This is a genomic window from Halomonas mongoliensis, assembly GCF_052496345.1.
The window spans coordinates 354,007-379,262 of record NZ_CP199288.1 but is presented as its reverse complement, the minus strand read 5'-3'; the positions used below and the strand labels follow the sequence as shown (position 1 = coordinate 379,262).

Annotated in this window: 22 protein-coding genes; 10 read left to right on the top strand and 12 right to left on the bottom strand. The window is 70.1% G+C overall.

Features of this window, described 5'->3' with window-relative positions; genetic code table 11:
- Positions 1-304 precede the first annotated feature (304 nt).
- From purH to dsbD, 7 genes are all read right to left on the bottom strand, one after another.
- On the bottom strand, positions 305-1,885 hold the full coding sequence (gene purH / locus ACRYRV_RS01720) for a bifunctional phosphoribosylaminoimidazolecarboxamide formyltransferase/IMP cyclohydrolase (RefSeq protein WP_309635774.1): 1,581 nt from the start codon (positions 1,883-1,885) through the stop codon (positions 305-307).
- Between the two features lie 97 nt (positions 1,886-1,982).
- The gene (gene fis / locus ACRYRV_RS01715; RefSeq protein WP_253451046.1) at positions 1,983-2,315 is read right to left on the bottom strand and encodes a DNA-binding transcriptional regulator Fis; all 333 of its coding nucleotides are present in this window, start codon (positions 2,313-2,315) and stop codon (positions 1,983-1,985) included.
- A complete protein-coding gene (dusB, locus tag ACRYRV_RS01710) occupies positions 2,312-3,373 on the bottom strand; it encodes a tRNA dihydrouridine synthase DusB (RefSeq protein WP_309635775.1) in 1,062 nt (353 codons plus the stop codon). The genes fis and dusB overlap by 4 nt, the downstream gene beginning before the upstream one ends.
- A gap of 75 nt (positions 3,374-3,448) precedes the next feature.
- Positions 3,449-4,363 (bottom strand): 50S ribosomal protein L11 methyltransferase, encoded by a 915-nt coding sequence (gene prmA, locus ACRYRV_RS01705; RefSeq protein ID WP_444984161.1) that lies wholly within the window; start codon positions 4,361-4,363, stop codon positions 3,449-3,451.
- A gap of 81 nt (positions 4,364-4,444) precedes the next feature.
- Positions 4,445-5,788: an acetyl-CoA carboxylase biotin carboxylase subunit gene (accC, locus tag ACRYRV_RS01700; protein WP_253451055.1), complete on the bottom strand. Its 1,344-nt coding sequence runs from the start codon at positions 5,786-5,788 to the stop codon at positions 4,445-4,447.
- A gap of 43 nt (positions 5,789-5,831) precedes the next feature.
- Positions 5,832-6,293 (bottom strand): acetyl-CoA carboxylase biotin carboxyl carrier protein, encoded by a 462-nt coding sequence (gene accB / locus ACRYRV_RS01695; RefSeq protein WP_253451058.1) that lies wholly within the window; start codon positions 6,291-6,293, stop codon positions 5,832-5,834.
- A 257-nt stretch (positions 6,294-6,550) separates the two neighbouring features.
- Entirely contained in the window at positions 6,551-8,410 is a 1,860-nt protein-coding gene (gene dsbD / locus ACRYRV_RS01690; RefSeq protein WP_444984162.1) for a protein-disulfide reductase DsbD, read from the bottom strand.
- Positions 8,411-8,634: 224 nt separating this feature from the next.
- Between dsbD and ACRYRV_RS01685 the strand changes: the two genes are divergently transcribed.
- Positions 8,635-9,804: a DUF2333 family protein gene (locus ACRYRV_RS01685; protein WP_444984163.1), complete on the top strand. Its 1,170-nt coding sequence runs from the start codon at positions 8,635-8,637 to the stop codon at positions 9,802-9,804.
- A gap of 103 nt (positions 9,805-9,907) precedes the next feature.
- Here ACRYRV_RS01685 and ppa read toward each other — a convergent pair whose 3' ends face one another.
- Positions 9,908-10,438 carry an inorganic diphosphatase gene (gene ppa, locus ACRYRV_RS01680; protein ID WP_253451068.1) on the bottom strand — a complete coding sequence of 177 codons (531 nt, stop codon included), beginning with the start codon at positions 10,436-10,438 and terminating at the stop codon, positions 9,908-9,910.
- Positions 10,439-10,675: 237 nt separating this feature from the next.
- Between ppa and ACRYRV_RS01675 the strand changes: the two genes are divergently transcribed.
- Positions 10,676-12,403 (top strand): protein kinase domain-containing protein, encoded by a 1,728-nt coding sequence (locus tag ACRYRV_RS01675; RefSeq protein ID WP_309635780.1) that lies wholly within the window; start codon positions 10,676-10,678, stop codon positions 12,401-12,403.
- 69 nt (positions 12,404-12,472) lie between these two features.
- Here ACRYRV_RS01675 and ACRYRV_RS01670 read toward each other — a convergent pair whose 3' ends face one another.
- Entirely contained in the window at positions 12,473-13,729 is a 1,257-nt protein-coding gene (locus ACRYRV_RS01670) for a 6-phosphofructokinase (protein WP_444984164.1), read from the bottom strand.
- A 198-nt stretch (positions 13,730-13,927) separates the two neighbouring features.
- Here ACRYRV_RS01670 and mpl point away from each other — a divergent pair, with 198 nt between their 5' ends.
- Positions 13,928-15,310, top strand: coding sequence for a UDP-N-acetylmuramate:L-alanyl-gamma-D-glutamyl-meso-diaminopimelate ligase (mpl, locus tag ACRYRV_RS01665; protein WP_444984165.1), 1,383 nt, complete (start codon positions 13,928-13,930; stop codon positions 15,308-15,310).
- Positions 15,303-15,932 (top strand): flavin prenyltransferase UbiX, encoded by a 630-nt coding sequence (locus tag ACRYRV_RS01660; RefSeq protein ID WP_444989157.1) that lies wholly within the window; start codon positions 15,303-15,305, stop codon positions 15,930-15,932. Before mpl ends, ACRYRV_RS01660 begins: the two co-directional genes overlap by 8 nt.
- On the opposite strand, the gene ACRYRV_RS01655 is transcribed toward ACRYRV_RS01660, so the two are convergent.
- Genes ACRYRV_RS01655 through ACRYRV_RS01645 form a run of 3 tightly spaced genes read right to left on the bottom strand, consistent with a single transcriptional unit; the run spans position 15,929 to position 19,123 of the window.
- The gene (locus ACRYRV_RS01655) at positions 15,929-17,338 is read right to left on the bottom strand and encodes a bifunctional DedA family/phosphatase PAP2 family protein (protein WP_444984167.1); all 1,410 of its coding nucleotides are present in this window, start codon (positions 17,336-17,338) and stop codon (positions 15,929-15,931) included. The genes ACRYRV_RS01660 and ACRYRV_RS01655 overlap by 4 nt on opposite strands.
- 23 nt (positions 17,339-17,361) lie before the next feature.
- Positions 17,362-18,288, bottom strand: coding sequence for a diguanylate cyclase domain-containing protein (locus tag ACRYRV_RS01650; RefSeq protein ID WP_309635784.1), 927 nt, complete (start codon positions 18,286-18,288; stop codon positions 17,362-17,364).
- Positions 18,281-19,123 (bottom strand): hypothetical protein, encoded by an 843-nt coding sequence (locus ACRYRV_RS01645; RefSeq protein WP_309635785.1) that lies wholly within the window; start codon positions 19,121-19,123, stop codon positions 18,281-18,283. The genes ACRYRV_RS01650 and ACRYRV_RS01645 overlap by 8 nt, the downstream gene beginning before the upstream one ends.
- 105 nt (positions 19,124-19,228) lie before the next feature.
- On the opposite strand from ACRYRV_RS01645, the gene ACRYRV_RS01640 reads away from it, so the two are divergent.
- The 6 genes from ACRYRV_RS01640 to rodA all read left to right on the top strand — a co-directional run bounded on the left by ACRYRV_RS01640 (position 19,229) and on the right by rodA (position 25,246).
- Positions 19,229-20,521, top strand: coding sequence for a glutamate-5-semialdehyde dehydrogenase (locus ACRYRV_RS01640; RefSeq protein WP_253451095.1), 1,293 nt, complete (start codon positions 19,229-19,231; stop codon positions 20,519-20,521).
- A gap of 65 nt (positions 20,522-20,586) precedes the next feature.
- Positions 20,587-21,213, top strand: a complete 627-nt coding sequence (gene nadD, locus ACRYRV_RS01635) for a nicotinate-nucleotide adenylyltransferase (RefSeq protein ID WP_253452070.1) — start codon at positions 20,587-20,589, stop codon at positions 21,211-21,213.
- A gap of 105 nt (positions 21,214-21,318) precedes the next feature.
- Positions 21,319-21,684 (top strand): ribosome silencing factor, encoded by a 366-nt coding sequence (gene rsfS, locus ACRYRV_RS01630; protein ID WP_253451098.1) that lies wholly within the window; start codon positions 21,319-21,321, stop codon positions 21,682-21,684.
- Positions 21,681-22,148, top strand: coding sequence for a 23S rRNA (pseudouridine(1915)-N(3))-methyltransferase RlmH (gene rlmH, locus ACRYRV_RS01625; protein ID WP_309635786.1), 468 nt, complete (start codon positions 21,681-21,683; stop codon positions 22,146-22,148). The genes rsfS and rlmH overlap by 4 nt, the downstream gene beginning before the upstream one ends.
- A gap of 27 nt (positions 22,149-22,175) precedes the next feature.
- Complete coding sequence (gene mrdA / locus ACRYRV_RS01620) at positions 22,176-24,083, top strand: penicillin-binding protein 2 (protein ID WP_444984168.1); 1,908 nt, start codon at positions 22,176-22,178, stop codon at positions 24,081-24,083.
- A 2-nt stretch (positions 24,084-24,085) separates the two neighbouring features.
- Positions 24,086-25,246, top strand: coding sequence for a rod shape-determining protein RodA (gene rodA / locus ACRYRV_RS01615; RefSeq protein ID WP_253451107.1), 1,161 nt, complete (start codon positions 24,086-24,088; stop codon positions 25,244-25,246).
- Positions 25,247-25,256: the final 10 nt, after the last annotated feature.

Here is a 25,256-nt window from a genome sequence, read left to right as displayed (position 1 = left end):
GTTGAAAACTGGCTCAGAATGCTCACTTACGGACGTAAGCTCCGCTTCTTCGCCAGTTTTCGCCTTGTCTGACCTTCGCTCGCACCGTTTCGCGAGGTAGACAAGCATAAAGCGAAAACCCCATCGGTCATGACCGATGGGGTTTTCTTATCTGAGCTGCTTGAGAAAACGGCTGGGCGATGGCCAGGCTAGGCGAAAGTCGGCGAAAGAGCGGAGTTTGCTGTTGCAAATGAGCATCTTGATCGGACTCGCGCACGAGCCGACTTTCAACGACGCATGGTCGAGATCCAGCGTTTTCCCCACCTTAATGGCGGAAGTGGCGCATGCCGGTGAAGACCATGGCGATACCCGCCTCGTTGGCGGCGTCGATCACCTCCTGGTCGCGCATGGAGCCGCCGGGCTGGATCACCGCGGCGATGCCGGCGGCGGCGGCGGCGTCGATGCCGTCCCGGAAGGGGAAGAAGGCATCACTGGCCATCACCGAGCCGGGCACCGAGAGCCCCTCGTCGGCGGCCTTGATGCCGGCGATCTTCGCCGAGTAGACGCGGCTCATCTGGCCGGCGCCCACGCCGATGGTCTGGCCGTCCTTGGCGTAGACGATGGCGTTGGACTTGACGTACTTGGCCACCTTCCAGGCGAAGGCCAGGTCGCGCAGCTCCTGCTCGGTGGGCACCCGCTCGGTGACCACGGTGAGCTCGTCGCGGCCGACCATGCCGAGGTCGCGATCCTGGACCAGCAGGCCGCCGGTGACGCGCTTGACGTCATGGGCGTGCTCGCGCTGGCCGGGCCAGCTGGCCCCCACGTCGAGCAGGCGCACGTTCTGCTTCGCGGCGACGATCTCGACGGCCTCGGGGGCGACCCCGGGGGCGATGATCACCTCCACGAACTGGCGGTCGATGATGGCCCGGGCGGTGTCGGCGTCCAGCGGCACGTTGAAGGCGATGATGCCGCCGAAGGCGCTGGTGGGGTCGGTGGCGAAGGCCTTGTCGTAGGCCTCGAGCGCCGTGGCGCCCACCGCCACGCCGCAGGGGTTGGCGTGCTTGACGATCACGCAGGCGGTCTCGGTGAAGGCCTTGACGCACTCGAAGGCGGCGTCGGTATCGGCCACGTTGTTGAAGGAGAGCGCCTTGCCCTGCAGCTGGGTGGCGGTGGCCACGCTCGGCTCGCGGGCATCGGCCTCGACGTAGAAGGCCGCATTCTGGTGCGGGTTCTCGCCGTAGCGCATCGCCTGCTTCTTGACGAACTGCAGGTTGTAGGTGCGCGGGAAGCCCGCCTCGCCGCCGGGGGCGAGCTGGCCCAGGTAGTCGGCGATGGCGGCGTCGTAGCCGGCGGTGTGCTCGAAGGCCTTCACGGCCAGGTCGAAACGGGTGGCGTCACTCACGGCGCCGTCCTGGGAGGCGATCTCGGCCAGTACCCGGGCATAGTCGCCGGCGTCCACCACGATGGTGGTGTGGGCGTGGTTCTTGGCGCAGGCGCGCACCATGGTGGGACCGCCGATATCGATGTTCTCGATGGCGTCTTCCAGGGTGCAGTCCGGCTTCGCCACGGTCTGGGCGAAGGGGTAGAGGTTGACCACCACCATGTCGATGGGAGCGATGTCGTGCTCGGCCATCACGCCGTCGTCCTGGCCGCGGCGGCCGAGGATGCCGCCGTGGATCTTCGGATGCAGGGTCTTGACGCGGCCGTCCATGATCTCCGGGAAGCCGGTGTGCTCGGAGACCTCGGTGACGGCGATGCCGCTCTCCTGAAGCAGGCGGAAGGTGCCGCCGGTGGAGAGCAGCTCGACGCCGCGCTCGCTGAGTCCACGGGCGAAATCCACGATGCCGGTCTTGTCGGAAACGCTGATCAGGGCCCGGCGAACCGGGGTGGGAGAGGCTTGGGCCATGGGGGTCACTCTCTGCTGACGGGTGGGACGGAAGAAGCCGGGTCGGCATGGGCAGGACATGCCGAAGGGAGCCCTGGGGCTCCCTTCTCGAATCGGATCAGATCAGGTCGTACTGCTTGAGTTTCTTGCGCAGGGTGCCGCGGTTCAGGCCGAGCATCTCGGCGGCGCGGGTCTGGTTGCCCTGGGTGTGGTCGAGCACGGCGGCCAGCAGCGGCGCCTCCACCTCGGCCATCACCATGGCGTAGAGGCCGGTCACCTCGCCACCGTCCAGGTGGGCGAAGTAACGGCGCATGGCGAGGTCCACGGCCTCGCGCAGGGGGCGCTGGCCGGCGGATTCGTCGAGGGCCGGTTGGTGCTCACCGTCCAGCCCGGCGAGCTCCTGGCGATGGCCGGCGAGCTCGGGGTTGGGGGGAAAGGCTTGGCTGGTCATGCGGCACGTGTTCCTTTCGACGCCACGCCCGTGCCTCGCGGCTCGCTGGCCGCGCCACGGAGGTGGCGAAAGTATTCGTCAATGAAGCGATGCTGGGCATCAACGCATTCGAGGCCGTTGAAGGTGCCCTTGAGCCGGCGCTGCGCCTCGGGGGCCAGGCGGCGGTCGGCGGCCAGATACCAGCCGACATGCTTGCGCGCGATGCGCACCCCCATGTAGTGGCCGTAAAAATCATGCAGCGCCGTCAGATGGCCCTGCAGCACGGCCGTGCGCTCCTCGTCGTCCGGGGGCGCCAGGCGCTCCCCGTGGCGCAGGTAGTGATCGATCTCGCGAAAGATCCAGGGGTTGCCCTGGGCGCCGCGGCCCACCATGACGGCATCCGCACCAGTATAGTCCAGGACGGCGGCGGCCTTCTCGGCCGAGTCGATATCGCCGTTGGCAAAGACGGGAATGCCCACCGCCGCCTTGATCTCGGCGATGGTGTCGTACTCGGCCTGGCCGGTGTAGCGTTGCTGGCGATGGCGTCCGTGCACGGCGAGTGCCTGGATGCCGGCGGCCTCGGCCAGGCGGGCCACGCGCACGCCGTTGTTGCTCTCGGCGCACCAGCCGGTGCGGATCTTGAGCGTCACCGGCACCTCCACCGCGGCGACCACCGCCTCGAGGATCTCGGCCACCAGGGCCTCGTCGCGCAGTAGCGCCGAGCCGGCCGCCTTGTTGCACACCTTCTTGGCGGGGCAGCCCATGTTGATGTCGATGATCTCGGCACCCATCTCGGCGTTGCGGCGTGCCGCCTCGGCGAGCATCTCGGCGTCGCCGCCGGCGATCTGCACGGCACGGGGGCCGGGCTCGCCCCGGTGGTCCATGCGCAGCCGCGACTTGCGGGTATGCCAGAGGCTGGGGTCCGAGGTCACCATCTCGCCCACCACCAGCCCGGCGCCCAGCCGCCGGCAGAGCTGCCGGAAGGGGCGATCGGTCACGCCGGCCATGGGCGCCAGGATCACCCGGCTGGTGAGGGCGTGGGTACCGATGCGGGGAAGGGATGAGGTGGTATCGGACATGGGCAGCAGGCTAGGAGCAAGGGGGGCATATCATACGCCCCCAGCCGGATGGGGTGAAGTGCTGGAGGGTCGCGTCTAGCGCTGACGCCGCCCCGTCAGCCGCACCCATCCTTCGCTGACCACCGGCTCCTCCATGATGAGCCCCTGGGCGCGATAGGCGTCGAGCACCTCCTCGGCCTGGTTGGCGAGGATGCCGGAGAGCGCCAGGCGACCGCCAGGGGCGACATGGCCGGCGATCATCGGCGCCAGCTCCACCAGGGGGCCGGCGAGGATATTGGCCACCACGATGGGGAAGGACTCGTCGTCGTCGAGCTGCTCGGGGTAGCAGAGGCGGAGGCGGGCCTCCTCGATGGCGTTGCGCTCGGCGTTGTCGCGGCTCGCGGTGAGCGCCTGGGGGTCGATATCGGTGCCGATGGCGCTGGCCGCGCCGAGCCTGAGCGCGGCGATGGCCAGTATCCCGGAGCCGGTGCCCACGTCGAGCACCCGCTGGCCGTCGAGGGCCTCGGTCACCGCCAGGCCGTCGAGCCAGGCCAGGCAGAGAGCGGTGGTGGGGTGGGTGCCGGTGCCGAAGGCGAGCCCCGGGTCCAGGTGCAGGTTGACCGCACCGGGCTCCGGCGGCTCGTGCCAGCTCGGCACGATCCACAGCCGCTGGCCCATCTGCATGGGCTTGAAGTCCTCCATCCACTCTCGCTCCCAATCGCGGTCGGCGAGCAGCTCCGTCTCGATCTCGGGGCAGGGCTCTTCCGGCACCACGCTGGCCCAGGCCTGGCGAACCCGCTCAAGCATGGCATCGACCCCCTCCAGGTCGTCGTAGAGGCCGGTGAGTACCGTCTCGTTCCAGAGTGGCGTGCTGCCGCGCTCGGGCTCGAACACCGGGTCGTCGTGGGCATCCTGCAGGGTGATGGCGGTGGCACCCTCGTCGAGCAGCAGCTCCTCGAGAGTCTCGGCCTGTTCCGGGGCGATATGGGCCTTGAGTTGCAGCCAGGGCATGGCGGTGTTCCGTGATGTGGGAGGGAGAGGGCAACGCAAGCGGGGCAGCCGAAGCCGCCCCGCGGAAGTCACCGGGGCGCGTCACAGCCCCAGCTTCTTCTCCAGGTAGTGGATATTGACACCACCCTGCTGGAAGTAGCCGTCGCGCACCAGGTCCTTGTGCAGGTCGGTATTGGTCTTGATGCCTTCCACCAGCAGCTCGTCCAGGGCGACTCGCATGCGGGTCAGCGCGACCTCGCGATCGGCGCCCCAGGTGATCAGCTTGCCGATCAGCGAATCGTAGTGGGGCGGCACCGTGTAGCCGGTATAGACATGGGAATCCATGCGCACGCCCAGGCCGCCCGGCGGGTGGTAGAGGGTGACCTTGCCGGGGGAGGGCAGGAAGGTGCGGGCGTCCTCGGCGTTGATCCGGCACTCGAAGGCGTGACCGGAGAGCACCACGTCCTCCTGGCGCAGGGAGAGCGGCAGGCCTGAGGCGATGCGCAGCTGCTCCTTGACGATGTCCACGCCGGTGACCATCTCGGTGACCGGATGCTCCACCTGCACGCGGGTGTTCATCTCGATGAAGAAGAACTGGCCGTCCTCGTAGAGGAACTCGAAGGTGCCGGCGCCGCGGTAGCCGATGGTGAGGCAGGCCTGGCGACACGCCTCGAGCACCTCGGCGCGGGCGGTCTCGTCGATGCCCGGGGCCGGGGCCTCCTCGATCACCTTCTGATGGCGGCGCTGCAGGGAGCAGTCGCGGTCATAGAGGTGGATGGCGTTGCCCTGGCCGTCGGCCAGCACCTGAACCTCGACGTGGCGGGGGTTCTCGAGGAACTTCTCCATATAGACGGTGCCGTCGCCGAAGGCCGAGTGGGCCTCGGTGCGGGTGACGTTGACCGCGGAGAGCAGGTGCGCCTCGGTGTGTACCACACGCATGCCGCGCCCGCCGCCGCCGGCGGCGGCCTTGATGATCACCGGGTAGCCGATGCGCTTGGCGATGGCGACGATCTCGCCCTCGTCATCCTCGGGCAGCGGGCCGTCGGAGCCGGGTACCGTGGGCACGCCGGCCTTCTTCATCGACTCGATAGCGCTGACCTTGTCGCCCATCAGGCGAATGGTCTCGGCTCGCGGGCCGATAAAGGCGAAGCCCGAGCGCTCGACCTGCTCGGCGAAGTTGGCGTTCTCGGAGAGAAAGCCGTAGCCGGGGTGGATGGCGCTGGAATCGGTGACTTCCGCGGCGCTGATCAGCGCCGGGATATTCAGGTAGGACTGGGCCGAGGGAGCCGGGCCGATGCAGACGGCCTCGTCGGCCAGGCGCACGTGCATCAGCTCGCGGTCGGCCTTGGAGTGAACCGCCACCGTCTTGATGCCCAGCTCCTTGCAGGCGCGCAGGATGCGCAGGGCGATCTCGCCGCGGTTGGCGATAAGTACCTTGTCCAGCATGATGAATCCGCCAGTGTCAGGTGAATGAAGAGACGCGGGGCGCTCAGCCGATCACGAGCATCGGCTGGTCGAATTCCACCGGCTCGCCGTCCTCGACCAGGATCGCCTCGACCACGCCGTCGCGGTCGGCTTCGATCTGGTTCATCATCTTCATCGCCTCGACGATGCAGATGGTGTCACCCTTCTTGACGCTGGAGCCCACTTCCACGAAGGGCTTGGAGCCCGGGGCCGGGCTGCGGTAGAAGGTGCCTACCATGGGGGAGGTCACGGCATGGCCCTGGAAGCCCGGCTCTTCGGCGGCGGGCTCGGCCGGGGCAGGGGCCGCCGGCGCCTGGGGGGCCGGCTGCTGCGGAGCGGCATAGCCCTGGGGCATGGGGGCCTGCCAGCTGACGCCGTTGGGGTGACGGCTGATGCGGACCGACTCCTCACCCTCCTGGATCTCGATTTCGCTGATGTTGGACTCTTCGAGCAGCTCGATCAGCTTCTTGACCTTGCGGATATCCATGACGTTGTCCCGATCGCTTGGGTGCAGTGAATGTGGGTCGGCTCGGCGGCGCTGTCAACCCGAGCCAACTTGCCAGAGATCGCGGCAAGATGACGACTCTTACCGCGCTATTGGCCTTGAAAAAGGGGGTGACGCCGGAGTTTGCCGAAAATCAGTAGGGATGTCCAGTGGTGCGGAGAATGCCGTGAGAAGCGGGGGTTTAAACGGCCGTTTGACGACGTTCGCGACGACTCGCCGCCCGGCAGGCGGCGGCGATATCAGCCCTGCTGGCTCTCCAGCCAGCCCAGCACCCCCTCCAGGTGCGAGGCGAGCCCGGGGGCGCGCATCTCGCCCTGGATACGCGCCTCGCGGATCTCCTCCTCGCCCTGGAAGAAGAGCAGGCTGGGGGGGCCGAACAGGCCGTAGTGGTCGAGGAGCTCCCGGGTAGCGCTGCCGGAGTTCGTTACGTCGACGTCGATGCGGGCGAAGGCGGAGAGCGATTCGGCGACCCTGGGGTCGGGGTAGACCTGTCGCTCCATCTGCTTGCAGGAGATGCACCAGTCGGCGGTGAAGTGCACGAAGGTCGGGCGGCCGTCGTTCACCGAGGCGAGCGCCCGCTGCAGGTCGTCGAGGCCCGTCACGGTGGTGACCTCGGCGGGCTCCACCGCCGCCGCGCCGCCGCCACCGCCCAGGGTGGCCAGGGGGCGCAGCGGGTCATGGGCGCCGCTGGCGGCGCCCAGCACCAGGGCCAGGCCCCAGGCCATCAGCAGCAGGCCGGCGGCCTGGCGCACCCGGGGCCAGCCCTGGGGCAGGTTGACCGACATGGCACCCAGCGCCAGGGCGCTGCCGATGGCCAGGCCTGCCCACAGCAGCAGTGCCACCGCCGAGGGCAGCAGGCGCTCCACCAGCCAGATGGCCACGCCCAGCAGCAGGATGCCGAAGGCGATCTTGACGCCGTTCATCCAGGCGCCGCTGCGCGGCAGCAGGGTGGTGCCGAAGGTGCCCACCAGCAGCAGCGGTACCCCCATGCCGAGCCCCAGGGCGAGCAGCGCTGCGCCGCCCATCATGGCGTCGCCGGTGGTGGAGATGAACACCAGGGCACCGGCCAGGGGGGCGGAGACGCAGGGGGAGACCACCAGTACCGACAGCGCGCCGGCGAGGGCCAGCCCGGCGGGGCCGCTCTGCTGGGCGCGGGCCTGCCAGGCGTCGATGCGTCCGGAGAGCCGGGGGGAGGTGCGCAGCTCGAAGGCGCCGAACATGGCCAGGGCGAAGAGGGCGAAGAGCAGCGCGAAGGTGATCAGTACCGGGGCGGACTGCAGCCGCGCCTGGAGGTTGAGGCCGGCGCCGAAGAGCCCCATCAGCACCCCCACGGCGGCATAGGTGAGCGCCATGCCGGCCACGTAGCTGGCGGAGAGCACGAAGGCCCGGGGGCGTCCGGGGTTCTGGCCGACGATGATCGAGGAGAGGATCGGCACCATGGGCAGCACGCAGGGGGTGAAGGTCAGCCCCAGGCCGGCCAGGAAGAAGAGCCCCAGGGCCAGCGGCAGGCTGGCATCGGCCATCAGCCGCTGGAAGCGCCCGTCATCGCTCTGGGGCGCGGCAGGGGCGGCGCCGGCGGCACCCTCGCCTGGGCTGGCGCTGTCTCCGCCGCCCGGTGCACTGCCGTTGCCGCCCGCCAGGGCGGCGAAGGCCGCCGGGGCGGCGCGCTCCGGCGCCTCCAGAGCGACCCGCTCCGGCGGATAGCAGAGGCCGGCGTCGGCGCAGCCCTGGAAGGTGAAGGTCAGCGGGAAGACGCCGCTGGCCCCCTCCTCAAGGGGCACCTCGATGACCACGGTGTCGCGGAAGACGTAGACGTCGCCCATGAACTCGTCGCTGGTGAACTCGCCCTGGGGGATCTGCGGCTCGCCCAGGGCCACCGCCTCGGACGCCACCGCGAACTGATGGCGGTAGAGGTAGTGCTCGGGCGTGACCTTCACGCCCACGTAGAGCGTCTCGCCGTCGTGCCAGGCGTCGGGCTGGAAGGCCTCCAGCACGGGCAGGAACTGCTGGGAGCTGGAGGAGGAGAACCACTGCGCCTGAGCGGCCAGGGGCAGCAGCATCAGGAGGAGCGTCAGGGCGAGGCGTCGTGCAGCGATCAAGAGGGCGTTCCTTTTCCTGGCGGATGGTGTCGGGGCGGGGCTCGGCCATCAGACCGGCGGGCGGCGGGGCGGTTCCCCCCGCGGTGGCGGCGTGCGCCCGAGCCCCGCTGTGAGTGCTAGGATAACGCAGTAGCCACGGTGCGTTGACCGTGTCGCGTCCGTTGTCGTTGCGCCTGATTGTCGCATTGTCGCGGGCTCTCGTTCATTAGCCAGGAATTACCAAGATGGGCTTGAAAAGCTGGCGCGCCGCACGGCGCCGCAGGAAGGAGGAGGCGCTGGAGCGCCCTCGCTACGGATGGATCTGGAAGCCGCTGCTGGCCCTGGTGGGGCTCTACCTGCTGGTCAGCGTGGCGCTGGGCATCTGGTGGAGCCAGCCGCCAGCCGCCTTCGACGTGGAGCAGGCGACCCTGGAGCGCCGCGGCGAGGCGGCCTATGCGCCCGGCGCCAGAGGGACGGTGAGCGTGGCGACCCTGGCCCAGAGCGTGGCCACCCTGCTGGAGAAGCCCGGCGGCTACCTGCGCAACGATATCGCCCCGCCGGGGGTCTGGCTCGACAATATGCCCAGCTGGGAGCTCGGCGTGCTGGAGGAGTCGCGGCGCCTTGCCCTGGCCCTGCCGCAGATGGCCGGCGGCGACTCGGCGGCGCTCGTCGAGGCGCGGGAGGCGCTGCTGGGCGATGATCGCGACTGGCTCTACCCCTCCACCGAGCAGCGCCTGGAGGAGGCGGTGGCCGCCCTGGATCGCAAGCTGGCCGCCCTGGATGGCCCGGAGGCGGGCTTCCCGCCCGGCGCCGGCCTCGGCAGCTGGCTGGCGTCGGTGGCCGAGGGGCTCGATGACCTGGCCCTGCGCCTGGCGGCCAGCGTCGGGGGGCATGAGGCGCTGACCGAACTGGCCGTGGATACCGAGTCGCTGCCGCCGCCCACGCCCTGGTACCGGGTCGACAATATCTTCTTCGAGGCCCGGGGCAGCGGCTGGGCCCTGGCGCAGCTGCTGGAGGGCGTGCAGCGTGACCAGGCCGACGTGCTGGACGAGGCGGGCGTGCGCGGCGAGTGGGAGCGCCTGCTGGCCGAGCTGGAGATGACCCAGCGGCGCCTGTGGAGCCCGGTGGTGCTCAACGGCTCCGGCTTCGGCGTCTTCGCCAACCACTCCCTGGTCATGGCGCTGCATATGACCCGCGCCCGGGATCTGGCGGCGTCGCTGGCCGAGCGGCTGGCCGAGCCGCCGGCGGCCCTGGCGGCGCCGGCAGAGATCACCGAGACGCAGCCCGGCGAGGCGCAGCTCGAGGACTCGGTGGAGCCGTCCGAGCCCGTCGAGCCGCCGGTGGAGGCGGTGGAGCGCCTCGAGGAGGAGGTCGTCGAGCCGCCCCCCGAGGCGCTGGCTGCCCCGGAGGCCTAGGCCGGCCCGCCTGGGCCCACGCCTGAATGCAGCAGGGCCGCCCGGATGGGCGGCCCTGCTGGGTCTGGCGGCTGGCGCCGACAGCGAAGTGAGAGGGGCACTCTCAGGCCTTGGCGTAGGCGGCGGCGGCCTTCTCGATGGCCTTGCGGGCGGCCTCGGCGCCTTCCCAGGACTCCACCTTCACCCACTTGCCCTTCTCGAGATCCTTGTAGTTCTCGAAGAAGTGGGCGATCTGCTGGCGCAGCAGCTCGGGCAGGTCGGTCACCTCCTGGACGTCGTCATAGAGGCTGGAGAGCTTGGGATGGGGTACGCAGACCAGCTTGGCGTCCTCGCCGGCCTCATCGGTCATGTTGAGCACGCCCACCGGGCGCGCGCGGATGACGCTGCCGGCCTGCACGGGGACGGGGGTCACCACCAGGGCGTCCAGGGCATCGCCGTCGTCGGCCAGGGTGTGGGGGATGAAGCCGTAGTTGGCCGGGTAGAACATCGGCGTTGCCATGAAGCGGTCGACCAGCAGCGCGCCCATGTCCTTGTCGATCTCGTACTTGATCGGTGCGCTATGCGCGGGGATCTCGATCGCCACGTAGACGTCGTTGGGGAGGTCCTTGCCGGCGGGGATGTTATCGAAGTTCATCGTCGCTTCCTTGGGTTGGAAATCAGCCTGGTGTATCGCTGAGCGAAAATCCGCGAAATTATACGGAGCGGGGGCAGCGATTACCAATGCGACATAGGTGACGGGCCGCTGCGGCTTTGGTTGACACCACGCGGGCGGCACAGACGTGTATCATGGGCGCCGGCGGGGTCCGCCGGCTGGCGAGAGGTCGGCGTGAGGCCCCAGGGAAGATCCACCTTGCGGGTAAGGAGATGCCTCTTGGGATCTGCGCAGCTGTCCTTGAGTTACGGTCAGGCCTATGTGGCCCCGGAGCGCCGCCACCATCGCAGCTCCATGTCGGTGCGCTACCCGGACCTGGGGCAGCTCAATGCCAAGGGCGCCTGTGCGGTGATCAGCGACTCGATCCGCCGCAACTCCATGGCCAAGCAGGCCGGCGATCTCAGCGTACGCGGCTTCCTGGCCGACTACTACTCCACCCCGGACCACTGGGACGTCAAGACCTCGGCGACCCGGGTGCTGCGCGCCCTCAACGGCTGGTGCTACAGCCAGAGCCAGTGCGTCGCCGAGGGCGGCTACGTCTCCTCGCTCTCCGCCATGGTCTACCGCGGGCGCACGGCGCATCTCTTCCACCTCGGCGATACCCTGGTATTTCGCCTGCGCGGGGCGGAGTTCGAGCAGCTCAGCCGCGACCATGTCACCGACCTGGGCGGTTACCGCTACCCCTCCCGGGCCCTGGGCATGGATAACAGCATCGATATCGACTACGCCCAGTTCCCGATCAAGCAGGGCGATATCTTCCTCTTTACCACCCAGGCGGTGCTCGGCACCCTGATGCCCTCGGAGTACGTGCAGCTGATCCGCCAGGATGCCAGCGACCTCAACGCCGCCTGCGACCGGCTGGCCGGGGCCGCGGTGCAGCGGGCCCAGTCCCGGGGCTATGGCGCCGAGCAGTTCTGCTTCCAGCTGGTACGCATCGACGAGCTTCCCGACGAGCAGCCCGACCACCCCGGTCGCGCCTACGGCGACCTGCCGATTCCCCCCGAGCTCTCGCCGGGGGATCGCCTCGACGGCCTGGAGGTGCAGGCGGTGCTGTCGCGCACGGCCCAGTCCCGGGTCTACCGGGTCCGCGATATCCAGACCGAGCGCGAGATGGTAATGAAGGCGCCGAGCCCGGAGCTCTCCAACCGCAACGTCTACCTGGAGCACTTTCTGCTGCAGCAGTGGGTGGTGGAGCGGGTCAAGTCCCCCTTCGTGGTGCGGATCATGGAGTCCTCCCGGCCGCGTCGCTACCTCTACTACCTGATGGCCTACGTGGAGGGGGAGACCCTGACCGAGTGGGCAAGGCGCCATCCCCAGGCGACCCTGGTGCAGCGGCTGGACATCGTCAACCAGCTGGGCAAGGCCATCCAGGCCCTGCACCATCGCGACATCCTTCACCAGAAGATCTACCCGGGCAACGTGCTGATCGACACCCACGGACAGGTGCTGCTGACCGACTTCAGCGCCTGCCGCACCCGCGACGGCGGGAGCCATGGCGACGCCAGGGACCTGCTGCGCCAGGTGGGACTGACCGAGCACAGCGCGCCGGAGTACGCCCTGGACGATTCGGTAGGGCGGCGCAGCGACCAGTACTCCTTTGCCTCCACGGCCTACTGGCTGTTGACCGGCGAGCTGCCCTACGAGCTGACGCCCAACCGGCTGCGCAGCCATACGGATCTCGAGCAGCTGGTCTATCGCAGCGCGCGCACCCGCAACCCGGAGGTGACGCCGGCCCTGGACGAGGCCCTGCGCCGCGCCCTGGATCCCCAGCGCTCGCTGCGCTTTCGGCGCATGTCGGAGTTCCTGCGCGAGCTGCGTCAGCCCCTCGCCGCCGTGCGCCAGGAGGAGCGCCCGGGGCCGCGGGTGTTCCGCGACTCCGGCCAGTTCTGGCAGGGCATCGCCGCCATCCTGCTGCTGCTGCTGGTGCTCTCCTGGCTGCTGCGTTGACGCCCTTCGGGCAGGTGCGAGGTTCGAGGCGCGGGAACCTGGATCCTCGCACCTCGCACCTCGTCCCTGTCAGAGCGTAAACGCCGGCAGCTTGCGCTCGACCCGGTGAAGCGCCAGCTTGGCGACCCTCGGCAGGCCGTTCTCGAAGGGAGGGAAGTCCTCGCCCTGGATCAGCGGCGAGAGGTACTGGCGGCACGCCTCGGTGATGCCGAAGCCATCCTCGCTGATGTACTCGGCGGGCATGAACTTCTCGCGGTTGGCGATCTCGGCCAGGGGCGCGGGCTCGATGGTCCAGGCGTAGGGGGCGTCGGAGGTGCGCTTGATGGCGGGCATCATGGAGTTCCTGCCGGCCACCGCCAGCTCCACCGCCTTCTGGCCCACGGCGTAGGCCTGCTCCACGTCGGTCCGGGAGGCCAGGTGGCGGGCGGCGCGCTGCAGGTAGTCGGCCACGGCCCAGTGGTACTTGTAGCCGAGGTCCTGCTTGACCATGCCGGCCAGGGTTGGGGCCACGCCGCCCAGCTGGCGGTGGCCGAAGGCGTCGGTGTTGCCGGAGTCGGCGAGGAAGGTGCCGTCTTCGTAGCGGGCGCCCTCGGAGACCACGATCACGCAGTAGCCGTACTTCTTGACCGCCTCGTCGACCCGGGCCATCACCGCCTCGCGGTTGAAGGCCACCTCGGGGAAGATGATCAGGTGGGGCGGCTCGCCCTCGCCCTGGCCGGCGAGTCCGCCGGCAGCGGCGATCCAGCCGGCGTGGCGACCCATCACCTCGAGCACGAACACCTTGGTGGAGGTGGCGCACATGGAGGCGATGTCCAGGGAAGCCTCCAGGGTGGAGGTGGCGATGTACTTGGCCACGCTGCCGAAGCCCGGGGAGTTGTCGGTGATCGGCAGGTCGTTGTCCACGGTCTTGGGCACGTGGATGGCGGTGAGCGGGTAGCCGAGCTTCTCGGAGAGCTGGGAGACCTTGAGGCAGGTGTCGGCGCTGTCGCCGCCGCCGTTGTAGAAGAAGTAGCGGATATCATGGGCGCGGAACACCTCGATCAGCCGCTCGTACTGGGCGCGGTGGGTCTCGATGTCCTTGAGCTTGTAGCGGCAGGAGCCGAAGGCGCCGCCCGGGGTGTGACGCAGGGCCGCGATGGCCTCGTCGGACTCCCGACTCACGTCGATCAGGTCCTCGGTGAGGGCGCCGATGATGCCGTTGTGGCCGGCGTAGACCTTGCCGATCTGGTCCGGATGACGGCGGCAGGCCTCGATCACGCCGCAGGCGCTGGCATTGATCACGGCGGTGACGCCGCCGGACTGGGCGTAAAAGGCATTATGGGCCATGGGGCTGTTCCTGCTCCTGGTCGCTGCTGGTCGGTATAGGGGTTCAAGGCCGGAGGATTCTAGCCGAAAGCGGCCGAGGCTGCACCCGGCGCCGGTCGGGCGCTGGAGGGGCTCGGGGCGCCATGCTAGTCTCGCCACTTTCTGTCGCGGTCCAGCGCGACGGGAGACCGCGGTACCCCTTGGCAGTCAGGAGAGCGCATGCACGTCCATATTCTCGGTATCTGTGGCACCTTCATGGGTAGCCTGGCGCTGCTGGCCCGGGAGCTGGGCCATACCGTCAGCGGCTCGGATGCGGGAGTCTACCCGCCCATGAGCACCCAGCTGGAGGAGGCGGGCATCGCGCTGTGCGAGGGCTATGCGCCGGCCAATCTCGAGCCCCGTCCCGACCTGGTGGTGATCGGTAACGCGCTCTCCCGGGGCAACCCGGAGGTGGAGGCGGTGCTCGACCTGGGCCTGCCCTACGTCTCCGGCCCCCAGTGGCTGGCCGAGCAGGTGCTCCCCGGGCGGCGGGTGATCGCCGTGGCCGGCACCCACGGCAAGACCACCACGGCGAGTCTCGTCGCCTGGCTGCTGGAGTCCGCGGGGCTCGCGCCGGGCTTTCTGATCGGCGGCGTGCCGCGCAATTTCGGCGTCTCCGCCCGGCTCGGGGCGCCGGACGCCCCCTTCGTGGTGGAGGCCGACGAGTACGACACCGCCTTCTTCGACAAGCGCTCCAAGTTCGTTCACTACCGCCCCGAGATCGCCATCCTCGGCAACCTCGAGTTCGATCACGCGGACATCTTCGAAGATCTGGCCGCCATCGAGCGGCAGTTCCACCACCTGGTGCGCACCGTACCGGGGCGCGGACGCCTGCTGGTGGCCGACGGCGAGCCGGCCCTCGAGCGGGTGCTGGCCCTGGGGGCCTGGACGCCGACGGTGCGCTTCGGCGAGGCGGCAGAGAGCCCCTGGCGCCTCGAGCTCGAGCGCGAGGACGCCTCCCGCTTCCGGGTGATCCACCAGGAGGGGAACGTCGACGAGGACGCCGTGGTGGACTGGCCCCTGACCGGGGCCTACAACGCCCGCAACGCCCTGGCGGCCCTGGCCGCCGCCCACGCCTGCGGGGTGGATCTCGCCCGGGGGGCGGCGGCGCTGTCGCGCTTCGAGACCCCCCGGCGGCGCCAGGAGCTGCGCGGCGAGGTGGCCGGCATCCAGGTGATCGACGACTTTGCCCACCACCCCACCGCCATCGCCGCGACCCTGGCCGGGCTGCGCGCCGCCACCGCCCGGGGCCGCCTGCTGGCGGTGATCGAGCCGCGCTCCAACACCATGCGCCTGGGCACCCTGCGCGAGAGCCTGGCCGAGAGCGTCGCCTGTGCCGATCTGGCCTTCTGGTACCAGCCCCCGGGCCTCGACTGGTCCCTCGAGCCGGTCATGGCCGCCAGTCCGGTGCCGGCTCGCCTGGAGCAGGCGCTGGAGGCCCTGGTGGCGGCCCTGGTGGCCGAGGCGCGCCCCTATGATCGTATCGTGGTGATGTCCAACGGCGGCTTTGGTGGCATTCACGACAAGCTCTTGGCTGCTCTGAAGGAGGCGCATGGTGAGTGATCTAGCAGCACAGGCGTTCGGTCCCCCGGTCACGGTGGCGCTCACCGGCGCCTCCGGGGCCCAGTACGGTCTGCGCCTGATCGAGGCCCTGGTGGCCGCCGAGCGCGAGGTGTGGGTGATGATCTCCAAGGCGGCTCATCTGGTGATCGCCACCGAGACCGACGTCGACCTGCCGGCGCGCCCCGAGCGGCTCGCCGAGGCGCTGGCCCAGCGCAGCGGCGCGCGCCCCGGGCAGATTCGCTGCTTCGGTCGCGAGGAGTGGATGGCGCCGGTGGCCTCGGGCTCGGGGGCGCCCTCGTCCATGGTGATCTGTCCCTGCTCCACCGGCACCCTCTCGGCGGTGGCCACCGGGGCCAGCAACAACCTCATCGAGCGCGCCGCCGACGTGGCCCTCAAGGAGCGCCGCCAGCTGGTGATGGTGCTGCGCGAGACGCCGCTCTCGGCCATCCATCTGGAGCACATGCTGAACTTGACCCGGCTGGGCGCGGTAATGCTGCCCGCGGCCCCGGGCTTCTATCACCAGCCCGCCACCATCAACGACCTGGTCGACTTCATCGTCGCCCGCATCCTCAACCAGCTTGGTATCGAGCATCGCCTGATGCCCCGCTGGGGAGAGCCCTAGACCGGCGGCAGCCAGGCGATGCGGGCGGCGACCAGCACGAGGGAGGCGCCGCCGAGCCACCAGGCCGGGCAGGGGGCCAGCGGTGCCCGCGGCCTGGCCTGCCAGGCCAGCTGCACCAGGGCGCAGACCACCAGCCCCAGCAGGGCGCCTCCCACCAGGTCGCTGAACCAGTGCACGCCGATCACCAGGCGTGACAGCGCCATGGGCACGGCGAAGAGAATGGCGCCCCAGTAGACCCAGTGGCGCTGGTGATGGGGCAGCTCCCGGGCGATGAAGGCCGCGGCGAGCCCGGCCAGCACCACGGCGGTGGAGCTGTGGGCGCTGGGGTAGGCCATGGAGCCGGTCAGGTAGTCAGGCGTGCCGGGCCGGGGGCGGTCGAAGAAGGCCTTGCCCCAGGTGTTGAGCAGGGCAATCAGGCCAAGCCCGCCGCCGATATGCAGGAAGGCGTCCAGGCGCCGCCGCCACAGCAGCCAGACCCCCCAGGGGAGCACCAGGGCCACCACGCCATAGGTGTCTCCCACCCGGGCCAGCGTCTGCCCCAGGGCCTGCAGCCAGGGGGCGGTCAGGGAGGCGAAGAGGTCGTGCAGGGTGGCGTCCATGGGCAGCGGGCCGCTGGCCCCCTGCTGCATGATCAGCAGGGTCCATCCCGAGACGCCGCCCAGGGCCAGCACCAGCAGCAGCCAGCAGGCCAGGGGCAGCTCGCCGCGCCCGGTGGCGCTACCGGCCAGCCACAGGCGCCGCATCACCGGGTGGCGGCGGGCACCCAGGGCCAGCAGCCGATAGAGTCGCCCGCTGCGGCTGACCTGCTGGCGCAGCCAGGAGAACACCACCGCCAGGGCCACCAGCAGGATGGCCAGGGCGACCAGGGCCGCCTGCATTTCTGGCGGCACGTCGAAGAGCTGCTGCCAGGTGCGTCCCAGCAGGTAGCCGGGGAGCACATAGGCGGGCGCCCAGAGCAGCGCCGAGGCGAGGTTGGCCCAGGAGAAGGCCCGGGGCGACATCCGCAGCATGCCGGCGATCAGCGGCACCACCGGGCGTACAGGGCCGACGAAGCGGCCGAAGAACACCGACAGGGTGCCGTAGCGCTGGAAGAAGCGTGCCCCCCGAGCGATCCATTCGGGGTGGCGCGACAGCGGCCAGAGCCGGGTCACTCGGGCGTGCTGGGTATACCCGAGCCAGAAGCTGATCCAGTCGCCGACCACGGCGCCAACGAAGGCCGCCAGCATGATGGCCGGCAGCGCCAGCTCCTGGTGGCCGGCCAGGGAGGCGGCCGCGGTGATCAGCACCACGCCGGGCACCAGCAGGCCGATCAGCGCCAGCGACTCCACCAGGGCGATGGCGGCGATGATCAGCAGCAGGAGCGTAGGCGAGGGCGTCAGCTGATAGAGGGCATCGGCAAGGTTCAAGGGGGACTCCGTGTCGGGGGCGGTCAGGATGTGGCGTTGCGCTGGGTCGTGGCCTGGAGGCGCTGGAGAAAGGCATCGGCCTCCTCCCCCTGGCGCAGGCAGCAGACGGTCAGGCGCGTCTCCAGCTGGCCGGTATCCAGCAGGATTCGACGCGCCAGCGCCTCCTCCAGGCGCTGGCGCACGAGCAGGGCGCCGCTCTCGCTGGTGTCGGGGAGCAGCAGCCAGAAATCGGCGGGGCCCTCGCGACCGAGCAGGTCATGGTCGCGGCTGCAGCGCGCCGCGGTGTCGCAGAGCGCCTTGAGCAGGGCCCGGTGCGCGCCGCTGCCGAACTGCTCCCTGGCCATCTCCAGCTGGGGCAGGTGAATCAGCAGCACCGCCAGGCGCTGGTCCAGCAGGGCGGCGCGCTCGCACTCGCTGTGCAGGCGGTCATGCATGGCGCTGGGGCGCATGGCGTCGCACTCCTCATCCATGGGGTCGGTGGCCTGGAGCAGGGCGCGCTGGTGCAGGATCTCCCAGGGCGCCAGGCCGGCGACCACCACCAGGGCCAGGTAGCCCAGCGCCAGGTCGGGGGTCAGCCAGGCATCGGCCAGCAGCAGCCAGACCGGGGCCAGGGTGAGGTTGAGCAGCATGGCCGACCCCAGCGGCAGCAGCAGCAGGGTCAGCACAGGGGGCAGGCCCAGCCAGAAGGGAGTCAGCGAGGAGGGGCCCGGCAGCTCCATGGCCACCAGCAGATAGCCGGCCACCAGGACCAGGTAGGCCGAGAGCCGCGCGGTCTCGGGCTGGCCCAGTCGCATCAGGGCGGCGGTGAGCACCACCGGCGTCAGCATGGCCGGCAGCAGGATGCGGCCATACTCGCCGGTCAGGTAGTGCCAGCCCGCCTGGCCGAGCAGCAGCAGGGCGGCGAGCGCATAGAGCAGGGCATGGGTGCGGGTGAGGGAGCTCTCAGCCATGGCCGGCCTCCCGCTCCAGGGCGCGGCACTCATCGCTCACCGACACGACCAGGGAGAGCGGCGTGGTCCGCAGGCGCTTGACGGGCCCCAGTCGGGCGAGCAGCTCGGCCCGGCGCCGTTCGGCCTGCTCGGCATCGGGCGAGAGCAGAAGGGCTGCCAGGGTGCGGCTGTCCAGCCGGTAGCAGGGCTCGAAGCGCCGGGTCAGTTCGCAGAGCCGCTGAGCCTGGGGCCAGAAGCGGCGCCGCCCGGTGCGCAGCAGCAGCAGCTCGCCGTGAACGCCGTCCCGCTGCGCTCGGGCCCGCTCCCGGGCCAGGTCGCGGCCGAGCTGGGCCCGGGGCCAGAGGCGCATGCCTGGCACCAGGTGAACTCGCCGCCTGGCCGCGCCCCGCAGCGGCGCCAGGTCCCGGGAGCGCAGCAGGCCGAGCAGGAGCAGGGCGCCGAGCAGGATGCCGGAAAGCAGCGCCAGCGGCGGCGGCATGTCCTGGGCCAGCCAGCCCCAGCTCAGGGCAGCCAGCAGCAGGTTGAGCCCCGACATCCAGGCCGGCTGGGGGAGCATCACCAGCGCTGCCCAGGCCCACAGCCAGAGGGGGAAGCGTTCCGGAGCGGTAAACAGCAGGGCGGTGAGCAGCAGGCTGGGCAGCAGCTGCCAGGGCACCAGGCCCGGACGCCGGTGGCTGAACTCTACCAGGAGGGCGGAGACGGCGAGCCAGCCGGCGGCCAACCACAGCAGCAGGGCCTCGGTGAGGCTGGTCGAGGCCGGGGCCATCAGCGCCGACAGCAGGGCCGCGAGCAGCAGGTTCAGGCGCAGCAGGCCGACTTTGTACTTGCTCTGCATGGTGGCTTACTATGACTCCCTTTGCGGATAGCGTGGCCGGGTGCCGCGTCAGTATAACGCCGTGGCCGGGCCATCTGGCCACGCCCACAGGAGACCCCTTTCGGCATGTCAGCACAAGTCACTTCCTCCGACGAGGCGATCCGCGACGTCGAAGCCTACATGGAGCGCCTGGGCGAAGCGGCTCGCGCCGCCGCCACCGTGATGCGTCGCACCCCCACCGGCCCCAAGAATGCCGCGCTGCTGGCCATGGCGAAGCGCCTCGAGGCGGCCCGGGACGAGGTGCTGGCGGCCAATGCCCGCGACCTGGCCCGGGGCCGCGACGGCGGCCTCGATGCGGCGCTGCTCGACCGCCTCGAGCTGACGCCCGGTCGCTTCGACGCCATGCTCGAGGGGCTCGAGCAGGTCGCCGCACTGCCGGACCCGGTCGGTGAGATCGACAGCTTGCGCTATCGGCCGAGCGGTATCCAGGTGGGCCAGATGCGCGTGCCGCTGGGCGTGATCGGCATCATCTACGAGTCGCGCCCCAACGTCACCCTGGAGGCGGCCAGCCTCTGCCTCAAGTCCGGCAATGCCGCCATCCTGCGCGGCGGCAGCGAGGCGCGGGACTCCAACGCCGCCATCGCCGCCTGCATTCGTGCCGGCCTGCTCGATGCCGGCCTGCCCGAGGCGGCGGTCCAGGTGGTCGCCACTACCGACCGCGCCGCCGTGGGGCGGCTGATCGCCATGCCCGAGTACGTGGATGTGATCATTCCCCGCGGCGGCAAGTCGCTGATCGAGCGCATCTCCCGGGAGGCCCGGGTGCCGGTGATCAAGCATCTGGACGGCGTCTGCCACGTCTACGTGGACGCCACCGCCGACCTCGACAAGGCTTTCGCCATCGCCGTCAATGCCAAGACCCACCGCTACGGCACCTGCAACACCATGGAGACCCTGCTGCTGGACGCCCCGGTGGCCGAGGCGCTGCTGCCGCGCCTGGCGGCGGCCTATGCCGAGCACGGCGTGGAGCTGCGCGGCTGCGAGCGCACCCGGGCGCTGCTGCCCGGCATCGCCGCGGCCAGCGAGGAGGACTGGGGCGCCGAATACCTGGCCCCGGTGCTGGCGCTGCGGGTGGTGGAGGGCATCGACGCCGCCGTCACCCATATCGAGCGCTACGGCTCCCACCATACCGATGCCATCATCACCGAGGATTACGCCCTGGCGCGGCGCTTCATGGCCGAGGTGGACTCCAGCTCGGTGATGGTCAACGCCTCCACGCGCTTCGCGGACGGCTTCGAGTATGGCCTGGGCGCCGAGATCGGCATCTCCACCGACAAGCTCCACGCCCGCGGCCCGGTGGGCCTCGAGGGGCTGACCACCCGCAAGTACGTGGTCCTCGGCGATGGTCAGATCCGCCAGTGAGTGAGGAGGCGCTCCTGCCGCTGCCGGCGGGTGTGGCGGATCCGCCCCGGCCGGCGCGGATCGCCATGCTCGGCGGCACCTTCGACCCGGTGCACCTGGGCCACCTGCGCAGCGCCGTCGAGCTGCGCGAGGCCCTGGCGCTGGACCGGGTGCACATGGTGCCGGCCAGCGTGCCGCCCCTGCGCGGCGAGCCCAGGGTGGCACCCGAGCAGCGCCTGGCCCTGCTGCGCCTGGGTATCGGCGACACCCCGGGGCTGGTCGCCGATCCCCGGGAGCTCCAGCGGGAGGGCCCTTCCTGGAGCGCCGATACTCTGGCCTCCCTGCGCCGGGAGTATGGCGGCGAGGCGCGCCTGGTGATGGCCCTGGGGCATGACGCCTTCCTGCGCCTGGCCGAGTGGCGCGACCCCGAGCGGCTCTTCGCCCTGGCCCACCTGGTGGTGGTGGACCGTCCCGACTTCGAGGCGGCGCTGCCCGCCGAGCTCCGGGCGCTGATCGACGGGCGGGAGGTCGGCGACGGCGAGGCGCTGATGGCGCGCCCCGCCGGCGGCCTGCTGCGCCTCTCGCTGCCGTCGCGCATGGCGATCTCCGCCACCGAGGTGCGCCGTCGCCTGGCCGAGGGCAGGAGCGTGCGCTACCTGCTGCCTGAAGCGGTGGAGCATTACCTGCTGGAGCACGCCCTCTATCGCGCCTGAGCCGCTCCCTTGGCAAGCCCGCTGGAAAAGCCCGGGAACGAGCGCTGCCAGCGGGCGGTCAACCCGGTACAATGGTCGTTCAACGACAGCCTGACAGAAGACCCTATGCATATCGACGCACTCAAGACGCTGGTGGTGGACGCCCTGGAGGACCTCAAGGCCAAGGACATCGCCCAGCTGGATGTCTCCAAGCTGACCAGCGTGACCGACCAGATGATCATCGCCAGCGGCACCTCTTCCCGGCACGTGGCCGCCCTGGCCTCAAGCGTGGTGCAGAAGGCCAAGGAGGCCGGCATCCAGCCACTGGGCGTGGAGGGCGAGAACGGTGCCGACTGGGTGCTGGTGGACCTCGGCGACGTGGTGGTTCACGTCATGCTGCCGGAGACCCGTCAGCTCTATGACCTCGAGCGCCTCTGGGCCGACTTGCCCAGCGACCTCGAGCGCAGCGAGGGTGAGGCCCACGGCGCATGAGGGTACGCCTGCTCGCCGTGGGCACCCGCATGCCCGCCTGGGTAACCCAGGGCGTCGAGGAGTACCGCAAGCGGCTGCCGCGGGACTTTGCCCTGGAGGTGGAGGAGATCGCCCCCGGCCAGCGCGGCAAGAATGCCGACATTCCCCGGGCCATGGCCCAGGAGGCCGAGCGCATTCGCGCTCGCCTGCGCGGTGACGAGCACGTCGTGGCCCTGGAGGTGGGGGGCAAGCCCTGGAGCACCGAGCAGCTGGCCGAGCAGGCCGAAGGCTGGCGCCTGGAGGGGCGTGACGTGGTGCTGCTGGTGGGCGGCCCCGACGGCCTGGAAGCGGGCCTCTCGGCCTCGGCCGACCAGCGCTGGTCCCTCTCGCCCCTGACCCTGCCCCATCCGCTGGTGCGGATCCTGCTTGCCGAGCAGCTCTACCGCGCCTGGACACTGATGGTGGGCCACCCCTACCACCGCTGACCGGGCCGCCCTGCGGCCGGGAGTGCCATGCGCAAGAATCGCGACAACCTCAAGAGCCCCGAGCAGGAGCTGCGCATCTTCCGCGTGCGAGCGCTGCTCGCCGTGGTGCTCGTCTTCGCCCTCACCGGCGTGCTGATGGGGCGGCTGGCCTGGCTACAGGTGGTGCAGCATGAGGTCTACAGCACCCGCTCCGAGAAGAATCGGGTGCGGGTGGAGCCGCTGCCGCCGACCCGGGGCCTCATCTATGACCGCAACGGCGTGCTGCTGGCGGAGAATCGTCCCACCTACAACCTGACCCTGGTACGCGAGCGGGTCGATGACCTGGATGCCACCCTGGGGCTGCTGGTGGAGCTCCTCGAGCTGCCGGAGGAGGAGGCCGAGGCCTTTCGGGTTCGCTCTCGCCAGCGTCAGCGCCCCTTCCAGCCGGCGCTGCTGATGAGCGACCTCGATGAGGAGCAGATCGCTCGGCTGTCGGTCAACCGCCACCTGCTGCCGGGGGTCGAGGTGGAGGCCCAGCTGCTGCGCTACTATCCGGACGCCGAGGTGATGGCCCACGCCCTGGGCTATGTGGGCCGCATCAACGCCGAGGAGCTGGCCAACCTGGACACGGGCCGCTATGCCGGCACCCACTTCATCGGCAAGACCGGCGTGGAGCGCTTCTACGAGGACCAGCTGCACGGTCAGGCGGGGCTGCGCAAGGTGGAGACCAACGCCCGGGGCCGGGTGCTGCGCGAGCTGGGGCGTACCGACCCGGTGCCCGGCCAGAACATCACCCTGACCCTCGACAAGCAGTTGCAGAAGCTGGCCTATGAGCTGCTCGACGGGCGACGCGGCTCCATCGTGGCCATCGCGCCCCGCACCGGCGAGATCCTGGCCATGGTCTCCACGCCCGGCTTCGACAGCAACCAGTTCGTGACCGGCATCGACGTGGCCTCCTACCGGGCGCTGCAGGAGAACCTGGACCTGCCGCTCTACAACCGTGCCATCCGCGGCCACTATCCTCCCGGCTCCACCATCAAGCCCTTCCTGGCCCTGGCGGGACTCGCCGAGGGGGTGATCACGCCGGATCGGACCATCAACGACCCCGGCTTCTACCAGCTGCCCAACGATACCCGCCGCTACCGCAACTGGCTGCGCTGGGGCCACGGTCGCGTCGACATGGAGCGCTCCATTGCCGTTTCCAACAACACCTACTACTACGCCCTGGCCCACGACCTGGGGATCGACCGCATTCACGAGACGATGAGCGCCTTCGGCTTCGGGAAGCGCGTGGGGCACGACATCTTCGGTGAAAGCACCGCCCTGATGCCCTCCCGGGAGTGGAAGCGGGGGCGCTTCAATCAGCCCTGGTACCCGGGAGAGACCCTCTCGGTGGGAATCGGCCAGGGCTACTGGCAGGTCACCCCGCTGCAGCTGGCCACCGCCACCGCGGTGCTGGCCAATCGCGGCGAGTGGGTCAAGCCGCGCCTGGCCAGCCGTATCGGTGATGAGGAGCTGCCGGCACGGCTCGCCGACACCCCGTCGGACATCGAGATTCCCCATGATGCCTGGTGGGATCGCATCTTCTCCGGCATGGAGAAGGTGCTCACCGGCCACGAGGGCACGGCGCGACGCACCGGGGTCGGACTCGAGTACCGCATGGCCGGCAAGTCCGGCACCGCCCAGGTCTTCTCCCTGGGCCAGGACCAGCGCTATAACGCCGAGGAGCTGGCCGAGCGGCTGCGCGACCATGCGCTCTTCATGGCCTTTGCCCCCACCGAGGACCCGCAGATCGCGGTATCGGTGATCGTCGAGAACGCCGGCGGCGGCAGCACCCACGCGGCGCATCTGGCTCGGGCCATGAGCGATGCCTGGCTGCTCAAGGACAGGGAGCCCGACGTGGAGGAGCTGCGCGAGGCGATGGCGGATGATGACAGCCAGGTAGCGGGGAACTGACCATGGGCATGATCGACCTCTCGCGTATCCTGCGCCCCTACCCGGTGCGCCCTCCGGCCAGCGGCATCTCCCGGCGGCGCAGCCTCTGGGAGCGGCTGCACCTGGACCCCTGGCTGCTGGGCATGCTGCTGGCGCTGATGGCGGCGGGGCTTATGGTGCTCTACAGCGCCAGCGGCCAGCGCATCGAGCCGGTGATCGCCCAGGCCATCCGCTTCGGCGTGGCCCTGGTGGTGATGTTCCTGCTCGCCCAGCTCTCGCCCTCGACCCTGCTGCGCTGGGCGCTGCCGGTCTATGCCCTGGGGGTGCTGCTGCTGGTGGCGGTGGAGCTGGTGGGAGATGTGGGCATGGGGGCCAAGCGCTGGCTGGTGATTCCCGGGGTGATTCGCTTCCAGCCCTCGGAGATGATGAAGCTGGCCATGCCGCTGATGGTGGCGGCCTATCTCAGTCGGCGGGCGCTGCCGCCAACGCTGCGCGATATCGCGGTGTGCGGTCTGCTGGTCGGCCTGCCGGTGGCGCTGATCGCCAAGCAGCCCGACCTGGGCACTTCCCTGCTGGTGGCCTCCGCGGCGATCTTCGTGGTGCTGCTGGCGGGGCTCTCCTGGCGCTTCATCGCGGCCCTGGCGGCGCTCGCCGCGGCGGCACTGCCGCTGCTGTGGATGAACCTGCACAACTATCAGCGCCAGCGGGTGCTGACCTTCCTGGACCCTAACAGCGACCCCCTGGGCTCGGGCTGGAACATCATCCAGTCCACCACCGCCATCGGCAGCGGCGGGGTATTCGGCAAGGGGTGGCTGCAGGGGACCCAGTCGCAGCTGGAGTTCCTGCCCGAGCGCCACACCGACTTCATCGTCGCCGTGCTCGGCGAGGAGTTCGGCCTGGTGGGCATGCTGGCCATCCTGGCGCTCTACCTGGCCATCATCAGTCGCGGCCTCTGGTTGGCTGCCGGCGCCCAGGAGACCTTCGGGCGCCTGGTGGCGGGCAGCATCATCCTGACCTTCTTCATCTATGTCTTCGTCAACGTGGGCATGGTCAGCGGCATCCTGCCGGTGGTGGGGGTGCCCCTGCCGCTGGTCAGCTATGGCGGTACCTCCAGCGTGACCTTGATGGCGGGTTTCGGTATTCTCATGGCCATTCATGCACACCGCCGTCTGCTGCCGCGCTAGCGCCAGCGGG